This window comes from Micromonospora sp. NPDC051296, assembly GCF_040682255.1.
Taxonomy (GTDB): domain Bacteria; phylum Actinomycetota; class Actinomycetes; order Mycobacteriales; family Micromonosporaceae; genus Micromonospora; species Micromonospora craterilacus.
On record NZ_JBFBAO010000260.1, the window covers coordinates 1 to 10,283 of the forward strand.

The window sequence follows — 10,283 nt, forward strand, 5'->3', positions numbered from 1 at the left end:
CGGGCGTACATCGTTGTCGGGCCGATCGCCGACGTACAGGATCGAAGCCGCATCGCCACCGCCTTCGCGAACGACTCGCTCGAAGAAGGCCGGTGACGGCTTCGCCACGCCCCAGCCGTCCGACGTGCCGATCACGTCCACGGGGAGGTCCAGAGCGCGGAGGATCGTCTCGGCATGAGCCGGCTGGTTGCCGGCCAGGCCCACGAACAGGCCCTGGTCCTTCAAGGAGGTCAGGCACGGTCGGGCGTCGGGGTAGAGATCCTCTTCGCCGAACGACTCCGGTTTGCCGGCGGCTGCTCGGCGTTCGAGCTCGGCCGCGAGATCGAAACCGGGCCGGAAGACCCGGAACGGTTCCTGCCAGTCCAGACCCCGGGCGATCGCCGCACCGAAGACCGCCGAGAACGTATGCCGTGGCACACCGAGCCAGTCCGCCCAGGTCTCGAACTCGCGGGACTCGTCGAGAATCGTCCCGCCGACATCAAAGAAGACCGCGTCGATCAATTGCGTTCCTCCGTCACGATCGCGCTGCCGCTGGATCATAGACGGGGATCATCGGTATCTCGCAGCCGTGCGCAACGGCGGCCGGGGTGACCGGATCGTGGGCGGGGTCTTGAAATCGTACTTTCTCGGTAGGAATATTGGCGGACCGTCGGTCTCCCTCATCTCCCGAGGCGACCATCGCCGTCGTCAACGACCTGCGGGCCTGGTTCTTCATCCTGGCCTTCGTCAGCATCGACTGGAGGTCCGGGTGGCAGCGCTGCGGCAGGCCGGGTGGCGGCCGGTGGCGGTGTTCGGCGGGGCCACGGTGTTCAACCTGGTCCTCGCGCTCGGCCTGGCCTCGGTGCTGTTCGCCGGGTTCACCATCAGCTGACGCCCCCGGTCCGCCGGTCAGCTCGCGCGGCGGGCGAAGAAGTCGGCCAGCACCCGGGTGTGGGTGGAGAACGCCAGCTCGGTCGGCTCGGTCAGCACCAGCCATTCGGTGGCTTCCGCCGTCGGCGCCGACGGCGGAAGCTCGGCGGCGGGGCGTACCGGCAGCTCACCGAAGATCATCATGGTGCCGCCGGCCGGTGCGCTGTGCACCGCGACCACCTCCGCGTCGGCCGGGTCGGCGAGCAACCCCGTCTCCTCCCGCAGCTCGCGGACCAGCGCGTCCCGCCACTCCTCGCCGTACTCGATGAAACCGCCGGGCAGCGCGAGCAGCCCGCGGGCGGGTTCGATGTCGCGCCGGACGACGACCACGCCGAGCCCGGTGGCGGTACGCACCGGCAGCACCGCCACGGCGACCGGCAGAGGGTTACGCCAGACCGTCTGGCCGCAGGCCGCGCAGAGCCGGGGCCATTCGGCCGCCGCGGGGTAGGCCGTGCCACAGTACGAGCAGTGCGAGTACGCCACGCCGGTCATGGCGATGGACGTTACCGGTCACCCGGTGCGGGTCGGGCCTCCGGGGCGGCGGGGGAGAAGCGAGATCAGACCTTTCCGAGGCGGGCGTTGCCGATCGCGTCCATCCGGCCCCACCGCCCCGGGATGCCGAGCAGTTCGACCCGGCCGAACCGCTCCGGTATCTCCGGGTGCACCACCAGGTGCTCGCCGTACGGCTCCAGACCGAGCAGGGAACGCAGCAGCAGGAAGGTGGCGCCGGTCGCGGACGCCTGCGGGCTGTTCGCTGCCGGATACGGCACCGGATAGCGGGTCCGGTCCCGGTCGTAGCCGGCGAACGACTCCGGCATCCGCCCGGCGAAGTGCTGGGCCGCGTCCAGGACGGCCTCGGCGATCACGCCGGCCTCCCGCCGGAATCCGTACCGCCGCAGCCCCGAGGCGATCAGCGAGTTGTCGAACGGCCACACCGTGCCGACGTGGTAGCCGAGCGGGTTGTAGCGGACCTGCCCGGTGGCCAGGGTCCGTACCCCCCAACCGGAGAACAGCCGCGGCCCGAGCAGATGGCCGGCGACCGCGGCGGCCCGGGACTCGTCCACGATGCCGCTCCACAGCAGGTGGCCCATGTTCGAGGCCAACGCGTCCACCTGGTCGCCGTCGGGGCCGAGCGCCAGCGCGAAGTACTCGCCGTCGCGGATCCAGAAGTCCCGGTTGAACCGCTGCTTGAGCTGCTCCGCCTCCCGCTCCAGGCGGTCGGCGTACGCCGGATCGCCCCACAGTTCGCGGGCCAGCCGGGCGCCGCGTCGCTTCGCGTCGTACACGTAGCCCTGCAACTCGCAGGTGGCCCGGAGCAGCCCGGGCAGCCGGCCGTCGCGATAGCAGATCGCCTCGGGGGAGTCCTTCCAGCAATGGTTCTGCGCGCCGTTCTTGTCGTTGCGCCGGTGATACCAGAGGTAGCCGTCGCCGCGCAGGTCGCCGTACTCGTCAATCCAGTGCAGCGCCGCGCGGGCCGCCTCCTCGAGATTCCGGACCAGGGCGGCGTCGCCGGTCCAGCGTTCGTACTCGTCGAGCAGTACGACGAACAGCGGGGTCACGTCCGCCCCGCCGTAGTACGGCGACTGCGGTCGCTCCTCGAAGGCGGCCATCTCCCCGTACCGCAGCTCATTGATCATCTTTCCGGGCTCCTCGTCCCGGTAGTCGTCGAGCACGGAGCCCTGGAAGATGGCGAGCAGACGCAGTGTCGTGGCGGCCAGGTCGGGGACGAAGGGCAGCGCCTGGTAGCTGGTGAGGATGCTGTCCCGGCCGATGATGGTGGCCGACCAGGGCAGCCCGGCCGCCGGCATCGTCTCCCCGGGCAGCGCCAGCGGGGAGAAGCGCAGGCCGGCGAGATCCACCAGACCTCGCTGGTAGGTCATGGTCAACGGCGCCCAGTCGCAGCTCAGCTGGGGTGCCGCGGCGAGCCACCGGCGCAGGTCGTGGTGCAGTTGGCCGCCCAGATCGCCGGACGGGCGGGCCGCCCCACCCTGACCGTACGGCTGCCCCAGCCGGTCCCGGACGTCCGCCCCGTCCGGGCGCAGCACCAGGCACTTGACCTGCAGCGTCGTGCTCCACTTGCCCTGCCGGTCGACCCGGATCCGGAACGTCAACCCGCCCTCGTCGAGCTGGGCCGGCTCGCTGGTGACGACATCCGTCACCCGGTGGAACCTCTCCCGCCGGTACCCCAGCCGCAGGCAGCCGTCCGACACCTCCCGATAGCCGCGCAGCGCCGACGCCTGCGGCCAGACCACGCTGTAGATCGGCGCGAAGTCGCTGTCCACGTCGATCCGCAGGACGTACTCGGCCGGCTCGCCGGTGTGGTTGAGCACGGTGAGGCGTTCGGTGAAGCTGCTGTCCGAGATCCACCGGTCGCGGATGACGGAGATCTTCGCGTCCACGTAGTGGGTCGGATGGCCGGGCACCAGGAAGAACCGGATCTCGTAGTAGCTGGGGTCGTGCACGGCCAGCGGGTGCAGCTGCTCCCCGTCGAGGGTCAGCCGCCAGGTGGACAGGAAGCGGGTGTCGAAGGCGAAGAAGCCGCTCGGGTTGGTCGGGCTGAAGGCCATGTCCCCGTTGTCCTCGCTGAGCGCGAAGATGTTGCCGTCGAGAATGCGGACCAGCTTCTTCACCGCCGCTCCCGCCCCTCCGTCGGGCCGGCGTGACCGGCCACGGCCCGGGGGTGGCGCGCACCGGGCGGCGGCGCGAAAAGCCGCTCCAGCATGAGCACGAACCGGAACTCGCCATCAGCGGTGAAGTCGTTGCGCAGCCACGCCGGCAGCGGCTTCAGCTCGCCACGCGCCATCCGGAGGAAGAGCGCCTCGTCGGTGTGGATCACGGTGTCGGCGTCGTCCGCCCGGCCCTGGGACACCACGACCTGTCCCCGGTCGATGGCGACCAGCCAGTGGTCGACGCCGTCGGGACCGGCCAGGTCGAAGCGGACGGTGCCGGAGACCTGCCGCAGCATCCGCCCCCCGCCGCGGGCGAGGCCGTCGAAGAAGTCGCGCACCGCCTCCGACATCGCACACCTCCTCCGGGCCGTGGCCGGCGGCGGTTGGCACCGGATGGCCCGACCCGGCGCGGCGCTGGAGTCGGCGAGGCTTCACCGCATACGTCACTTTAGCGGCTTTGATCCGCTTACGAGGTGGTCTCCGGCAGCGGGTGTGCGCCCCGGTCCGACCGCGGCCGTGGAGATTGCCGTTGGTTTCCGATGCGGGTGGGCCTATGGTGGTTCGATGCATCCCGCCGCCCTGCTGGACCGCGTCGCCGTCACCACGGCGGCGTCGGTGCCGGCTGCCCCGCGCGGGCAGCACGCCGCGGCGGCCCGGCCGGGTTGGCTTTCTGTACAGGCCGGCCACGGCCTGCCGAGCCCCGCCGGCCGGAGCCCTCCGGAACCCGTCCATCCATCAGGGACGGCCAAGGGCGAAGCTACCGGCTTCGGCCCTTTTCTATTTCCGGAGAGGGATCCGACATGAGCACCGACACGTACGACCAGGAATGGCTCACCGAGCTGCAGGCAACACTGACCCACGAGTTCGAGGCCCACACGGCGCGGCTGACCCAGTTGACGGCGGACACCGGCGACCCGGCCGAGGCACACACCAGCGCGGCGTTGATCGTGGCCACCCGGCAGAGCCTGGAGCGGATCTCGGGCGCGCTGCGCCGCCTGACCGCCGGCAGCTACGGCAGCTGCGAGAAGTGCGGCACGACGATTCCACGGGAGCGCCTGGAGATCCTGCCGCACGCCCGGTTCTGCGTGCCCTGCCAGCAGAAGCACAACGGCTGACCCGGCGCGGGTTGCCGCACCGGAGCTACCGGTGCGGCAGCCCGTCGTCGCCGCCGAGGGACCCGGTCGTCGCGGCGGTGCCGGACGGTCCGGGCATTCCGGCGGCACCGGGTGGCCCGGCAGCACCGCCGCTGCCGAGCGGACCCGGGCCGGTGGCGGGCAGGCCCGGTGTGACGATGACACCGGGCGGCGCGGCCGGCTCCGCGATCAGGCTGGCGGTGACGGTGGCGGTCATGCCGTCGGGCCGGCGGGTGAGGGTCAGCGCCCCGGTCAGGTGGTGGGCCAGCCAGAGCCCCCGCCCGCCCGGGGTGTTCGTCGCCGGCAGGTGCACCGCCAGGTCGCCGCTGCCCGGGCCGTGATCGGTCACCTCGCAGACGAGTAGGTCGGCGCGCCGGAACAGGTCGAGCCGGCCACGGCCGCCGCCGTGCAGCACGGCGTTGGTGACCAGTTCGTGCACGGCCAGGACGAGATCCTCGGCCACCTCGCCGCTGAGGCCCGCGGCGGCGATCCGCGCGGCGAGCAGGTGCCGCAGCGGGGTCACCGTCTGTGCGGTGAACGGCTGGGACAACAGGGAGGTCACCTCGCCGTCACCGGGGGACGGGCCGCTCGGGCCACTGGCGTCCGGTCGGCCGAGGTTGCTCATCCTGGCAGGTTACGTCCTTTGGCGGCGTCCGCGACCTTTGCCGAACGGCAAGGGTCAGGCTGCCCGGCCCGGACCGGGTACGGATACCGTGGCGAAACGCCACAACGAGTTCTGCCCTTTCCGCCGGCACTGACGGTTCTCAGCCCTTCTCCACCGAGGTACGGCCGAAGGAACGCCCGAGCCCGCGTACCTCGTCCTCCATCTGCTCGACCAGATCCGCACCCCCGAACCGGGTGATCAAGGCGTCGGACATCCCGCTGAGCACCACCGGCCGCAGCGCCTGGACCAGGGCGATCGAACGGGGCACGTAGACCTTGCGCCGGCGGCGCTCGATGCCGCGCAGCAGCGCGTCGGCGCACCGCTCGACGCTGACCACGGTGGACAGCGGCCAGGGCAGCTTGCGCTGCGCGTCCCGGAACGACGCGAGGTCGTCCCGGATGTCCCGGACCAGATCGGTGTCGATCCAGATCGGGTGGGCCGTGCCCACGGTCAACCCGCGCCGGCGGTTCTCCAGGCGCAGCACGTTGCCGAACTGCTCGACGCCTGCCTTCGCCGCGCAGTAGGCGGCCATGCCCGGCATGGCGGCGAAGGCCGCCGCCGACGAGACGATCAGGACGTGGCCCCGGGCGGCCACGACGTGCGGCAGCGTCGCGCTGACCGTACGGACCACGCCGGACAGGTTCACGTCGATGGTACGCACCAGCGCGTCGACCGGCCCGGTCGCGACGGTGCCGAGGTTGGCGACGCCGGCGTTGGCGACCACCACGTCGATGCCGCCGTACCGCTCGACGGTCGAGGCGACGGCGTCCGCCAGCCCGGCCTGGTCGGTGACGTCGCACTCGTACCAGTGCCCGTTCAACTCCTCGGCGACCTGCCGCAGCAGCGCTGGTTCCAAACCGACCAGGGCGACGCGGGCACCCCGGGCGGCGGCGACCCGGGCCAGCTGGGCGCCGATGCCGCGGGCGGCGCCGGTGATCAGGATGGTCCGGCCGCGAAGGTCATACCGCATCGGCGTGCCCCCGGCTCCGGTGTCGGCGGTCGGCCCCGACCATGTCGATGTCCATCATTCCTCCGCGTGTCCGGCTACGACCCCGTCCCCGAAGCCTAGGCGGGCAGCGACGCCCGGCGGCGGGCCAGGAACGCCCGCTCGGCGGCGTTGCCGGTGCGGGCGATCGCCGCGTCGTACGCGGCGGCGGCCTCACCTGCCCGGCCCAGCCGGCGCAGCAGGTCGGCGCGGATGGCGTGGCAGAGGTGGTAGTCCGCCAGGTCGAGCCGGTCGACCAGGGCGAGCGCGACCGCCGGGCCGTCGACCTCGGCCACCGCCGCCGCCCGGTTCAGCGCGGCCACCGGGCTCGGGGCGACGGCCATCAACTGGTCGTACAGCGTCACCACCTGGCGCCAGTCGGTGTCCGGCACGCTGGCGGCGTCACTGTGCACCGCGTTGATGGCGGCCTGGATCTGGTACGGGCCCGGCCGGTCACGCCGCAGGCACCGCCGGACCAGTTCCTGGCCCTCGTCGATCAGCGGCCGGTCCCAACGGGTGCGGTCCTGCTCGGCCAGCGGCACCAGGTCCCCACCGGCCGTGGTGCGGGCCGGCCGGCGCGCCTCGACCAGCAGCATGAGCGCGAGCAGTCCCAGCACTTCCGGCTCGTCCGGCATCAGCTCGGCCAGCAGCCGGCCCAGCCGGATCGCCTCCGCGCACAGGTCGGGCCGGGTGAGCTGGTCACCCGAGCTGGCCGCGTACCCCTCGTTGAAGATCAGGTACACCACCGCCAGGACCGATCGGAGGCGGTCCGGCAGATCGGCCTCCTTCGGCACCCGGTACGGGATGCGCGCGTCCCGGATCTTGCCCTTGGCCCGGACCAGACGCTGCGCCATCGTCGGCTCGGGGACCAGGAAGGCGCGGGCGATCTCGGCGGTGGTGAGGCCGCCGAGCAGCCGCAGCGCCAGGGCGACCCGGGCGGCCGGGGCGAGCGCCGGATGGCAGCAGGTGAAGACCAGGCGCAGCCGGTTGTCGGGCACGGGGCTCTCCTCGGCGGGGTCGTCGCGCGCGTGCAGCAGCGCCGCCTGGGCGTGCCGGTCCTCCCGGCCGGTCTCCCGCCGTAGCCGGTCGATCGCCCGCCGGCGAGCGGTGGTGATGATCCAGCCGGCCGGGCTGGGCGGCACACCGGTGCGCGGCCATCGGGTCACCGCCGTGGCGAAGGCATCCTGGACCGCCTCCTCGGCGACGTCGATGTCGCCGAAGACGCGGACCAGGACCGCCACCGCGCGGGCGTACTCGTCGCGGAAGACCCGTTCGACGGTCAGCTTGGTTCCTCGTCGTGGAACGGGCGTACCTCGACCGGCAGCAGACGCAGCGCGTCGGCCAGCTTGCGCCCCCACTCCAGCGCCGCGTCCAGGTCCGGCGCGCGCACGATGGTGAAGCCCCCGACGTGTTCCTTGCCCTCCAGGTACGGCCCGTCGGTCAGCAGCGCGTCGCCGTCGGCGCCCCGGATCACGGTGGCCGTGCTCGGCGGGTGCAGGCCGCCGGAGAAGACCCAGGCACCGGCGTCCTTCATCTCCTGCCTGAGGGCGTTGACGTCCCGCATGATCGGCTCCAGGAACTCCGGCGGCGGCGGGTCACCGTCGGGCTGGTAGATGGTGAGCAGGTACTGCGGCACGGCTGTGCTCCTTTTCTTCGGTGGCCGGTCCGGCGCCGGCTCCTCACCCTTTACACGAACGGCTTCCCGCCGAATCGACAACCCGCCCGTGCCACGTACCGCCCGGAGCGGAGATCGGGAAGGATCGACCCGACGACCACGACGACAGGGAGGACTCCGCATGGCTGACTTCGTCGGCGCCGTGGACCAGGGCACCACCAGCACCCGATTCATGATTTTCGACCACGGTGGCAACGAGGTCGGCCGCCACCAGCTCGAACACCAGCAGATCCTGCCGCGGGCCGGCTGGGTGGAGCACAACCCGGTGGAGATCTGGGAGCGGACCCAGACCGTCGTGCGTACGGCGATGAACATGCACAGCCTGGCCGCGTCCGACCTGGCGGCGCTCGGCGTCACCAACCAGCGGGAGACCACCGTGGTGTGGAACCGGCGTACCGGACGGCCGTACTACAACGCCATCGTCTGGCAGGACACCCGTACCGACCGCATCGCCTCGGCGCTGGAGCGCGACGGGCGGGGCGAGGTCATCCGGCGCAAAGCCGGCCTGCCGCCAGCGACCTACTTCTCCGGTGGCAAGATCCAGTGGATCCTGGAGAACGTCGAGGGGGTCCGCGAGGCCGCCGAACGCGGCGAGGCCGTTTTCGGCAACACCGACACCTGGCTGCTGTGGCACCTCACCGGCGGCACCGACGGCGGGCTGCATGTCACCGACCCCACCAACGCCAGCCGCACCATGTTGATGAACCTGGAGACGCTGGACTGGGACGACGAGCTGTTGTCGTTCTTCGGCATCCCGCGGGCCATGCTGCCGCGGATCATCCCGTCGTCCGACCCGCACGCCTACGGCAGCACCCTGCCGAACGGCCCGTTCGCCGGCCCGGTCCGGATCACCGGCGACCTGGGCGACCAGCAGGCCGCCACCGTCGGGCAGGTCTGCTTCGCGCCGGGCGAGGCGAAGAACACCTACGGTACGGGCAACTTCATGCTGCTCAACACCGGCTCGGACATCGTCCGCTCGAAGGCCGGGCTGCTCACCACGGTCTGCTACCAGTTCGCCGGCGCGGCACCGGTCTACGCGCTGGAAGGATCGATCGCCGTGACCGGCTCGGCGGTGCAGTGGCTACGCGACCAGTTGAAGATCATCAGCAGCGCGGCGCAGAGCGAGGACCTCGCCCGCCAGGTTCCCGACAGCGGCGGGGTCTACTTCGTACCCGCCTTCTCCGGCCTGTTCGCCCCGTACTGGCGCTCCGACGCCCGGGGTGCCATCGTCGGTCTGTCCCGCTTCAACACCGACGCGCACATCGCCCGGGCCACCCTGGAGGCGATCTGCTACCAGAGCCGGGACGTGGCCGACGCCATGGCGCAGGACTCCGGCGTACCCCTGGAGAGCCTGAAGGTCGACGGCGGCGTCACCGTCAACGACCTGTGCATGCAGTTGCAGGCGGACATCCTCGGCGTGCCGGTCAGCCGGCCGGTGGTCGCCGAGACCACCGCCCTCGGCGCGGCCTACGCCGCAGGGCTGGCGGTCGGCTTCTGGCGGGACACCGACGAGCTGCGCGAGAACTGGAACGAGAGCCGGCGCTGGCAGCCGTCCTGGTCGCCGGAGCAGCGCGCGACCGGCTACGCCGGCTGGAAGAAGGCGGTGCAGCGCACCCTCGACTGGGTCGACGTCGGCTGAAACACCTCTTAATCCGCGGGTTCGGGGTTCGAGTCCCTGGCGGCGCACCACCGAGCAAGGCCCTGACCTGGTAGTTCTCTGCCCGTCGGGGCCTTTTCGCGTACGCCGCCGTGGCTTGGGTGATCGGTGGGCGCTCGGGAGCCGTTGCAGTGGATCTCAAGCCGGAAGGGCTGACCGAGTTCATCACCTCCAGTAAGGAGGCCCTGCTCTCGGTGTAGGGCAGCTTGGGCAGACCATCTCCAGGTTTGCGGTTATGGCGCCGGTGGCGACGTGGCGCGACATGATCAGGACTGCGACCTGTCGGGCGGGCTGGTCCGGCCGACGGTGGACGCCGGGGCATGGTCGTGGACACAGGGTGCTGACCTTGCCTGGAGTCGGCATCGCCCCGCCGCTGCACAGCCCCTACGCTGGCAGCATGAGGGAACCCAGTGCGGACCGGACCTACGCCACGCCGGATGACCTCCCGGTCTCGGCCATGCTGCCTGAGCTGCTGCGAAGTGTTCGTGAGGGGCAGGTCGTCTACCTCACCGAGCAGGATGAACCGGTCGCCGGTGGAGGTAGCGAGGGCGGGCCTGGCGGCACTGGGATGAACCGACGAGGGGCCACGGT

Annotated in this window: 12 protein-coding genes; 4 read left to right on the forward strand and 8 right to left on the reverse strand. The window is 71.6% G+C overall.

Going from position 1 to position 10,283, the window contains the following annotated elements; genetic code table 11:
• Positions 1-501, reverse strand: a 501-nt coding sequence (locus AB0M52_RS23850) for an HAD family hydrolase (protein WP_363957615.1), incomplete at its 3' end; no start/stop codon positions are given.
• A gap of 247 nt (positions 502-748) precedes the next feature.
• Between AB0M52_RS23850 and AB0M52_RS23855 the strand changes: the two genes are divergently transcribed.
• Positions 749-871 carry a hypothetical protein gene (locus AB0M52_RS23855; RefSeq protein WP_363957587.1) on the forward strand — a complete coding sequence of 41 codons (123 nt, stop codon included), beginning with the start codon at positions 749-751 and terminating at the stop codon, positions 869-871.
• A 17-nt stretch (positions 872-888) separates the two neighbouring features.
• On the opposite strand, the gene AB0M52_RS23860 is transcribed toward AB0M52_RS23855, so the two are convergent.
• From AB0M52_RS23860 to AB0M52_RS23870, 3 genes are all read right to left on the reverse strand, one after another.
• Positions 889-1,401, reverse strand: coding sequence for an NUDIX domain-containing protein (locus tag AB0M52_RS23860; RefSeq protein WP_363957590.1), 513 nt, complete (start codon positions 1,399-1,401; stop codon positions 889-891).
• A gap of 65 nt (positions 1,402-1,466) precedes the next feature.
• Complete coding sequence (locus tag AB0M52_RS23865) at positions 1,467-3,539, reverse strand: glycogen debranching N-terminal domain-containing protein (protein ID WP_363957593.1); 2,073 nt, start codon at positions 3,537-3,539, stop codon at positions 1,467-1,469.
• Positions 3,536-3,928, reverse strand: coding sequence for an SCP2 sterol-binding domain-containing protein (locus tag AB0M52_RS23870; RefSeq protein ID WP_363957596.1), 393 nt, complete (start codon positions 3,926-3,928; stop codon positions 3,536-3,538). The genes AB0M52_RS23865 and AB0M52_RS23870 overlap by 4 nt, the downstream gene beginning before the upstream one ends.
• A 450-nt stretch (positions 3,929-4,378) precedes the next feature.
• On the opposite strand from AB0M52_RS23870, the gene AB0M52_RS23875 reads away from it, so the two are divergent.
• Positions 4,379-4,693 (forward strand): TraR/DksA C4-type zinc finger protein, encoded by a 315-nt coding sequence (locus AB0M52_RS23875; protein WP_363957599.1) that lies wholly within the window; start codon positions 4,379-4,381, stop codon positions 4,691-4,693.
• A 25-nt stretch (positions 4,694-4,718) separates the two neighbouring features.
• On the opposite strand, the gene AB0M52_RS23880 is transcribed toward AB0M52_RS23875, so the two are convergent.
• From AB0M52_RS23880 to AB0M52_RS23895, 4 genes are all read right to left on the reverse strand, one after another.
• Positions 4,719-5,336 carry an ATP-binding protein gene (locus tag AB0M52_RS23880; RefSeq protein ID WP_363957602.1) on the reverse strand — a complete coding sequence of 206 codons (618 nt, stop codon included), beginning with the start codon at positions 5,334-5,336 and terminating at the stop codon, positions 4,719-4,721.
• 139 nt (positions 5,337-5,475) lie between these two features.
• Positions 5,476-6,345, reverse strand: a complete 870-nt coding sequence (locus AB0M52_RS23885) for an SDR family oxidoreductase (protein WP_363957604.1) — start codon at positions 6,343-6,345, stop codon at positions 5,476-5,478.
• Positions 6,346-6,440: 95 nt separating this feature from the next.
• Positions 6,441-7,643: a sigma-70 family RNA polymerase sigma factor gene (locus AB0M52_RS23890; protein WP_363957618.1), complete on the reverse strand. Its 1,203-nt coding sequence runs from the start codon at positions 7,641-7,643 to the stop codon at positions 6,441-6,443.
• On the reverse strand, positions 7,640-7,996 hold the full coding sequence (locus AB0M52_RS23895; protein ID WP_363957607.1) for a YciI family protein: 357 nt from the start codon (positions 7,994-7,996) through the stop codon (positions 7,640-7,642). Before AB0M52_RS23895 ends, AB0M52_RS23890 begins: the two co-directional genes overlap by 4 nt.
• Positions 7,997-8,156: 160 nt before the next feature.
• On the opposite strand from AB0M52_RS23895, the gene glpK reads away from it, so the two are divergent.
• Positions 8,157-9,674, forward strand: coding sequence for a glycerol kinase GlpK (glpK, locus tag AB0M52_RS23900; RefSeq protein WP_363957610.1), 1,518 nt, complete (start codon positions 8,157-8,159; stop codon positions 9,672-9,674).
• 415 nt (positions 9,675-10,089) lie between these two features.
• On the forward strand, positions 10,090-10,283 hold a 194-nt coding region (locus tag AB0M52_RS23905), incomplete at its 3' end, for a hypothetical protein (protein ID WP_363957612.1).

Bases quoted from the DNA above. Each gene is read 5' to 3' on its own strand.
- AB0M52_RS23860 (WP_363957590.1), bottom strand. From the start codon at position 1,401: ATGACCGGCGTGGCGTACTCGCACTGCTCGTACTGTGGCACGGCCTAC.
- AB0M52_RS23870 (WP_363957596.1), bottom strand. From the start codon at position 3,928: ATGTCGGAGGCGGTGCGCGACTTCTTCGACGGCCTCGCCCGCGGCGGG.
- AB0M52_RS23875 (WP_363957599.1), top strand. From the start codon at position 4,379: ATGAGCACCGACACGTACGACCAGGAATGGCTCACCGAGCTGCAGGCA.
- AB0M52_RS23880 (WP_363957602.1), bottom strand. From the start codon at position 5,336: ATGAGCAACCTCGGCCGACCGGACGCCAGTGGCCCGAGCGGCCCGTCC.
- AB0M52_RS23885 (WP_363957604.1), bottom strand. From the start codon at position 6,345: ATGCGGTATGACCTTCGCGGCCGGACCATCCTGATCACCGGCGCCGCC.
- glpK (WP_363957610.1), top strand. From the start codon at position 8,157: ATGGCTGACTTCGTCGGCGCCGTGGACCAGGGCACCACCAGCACCCGA.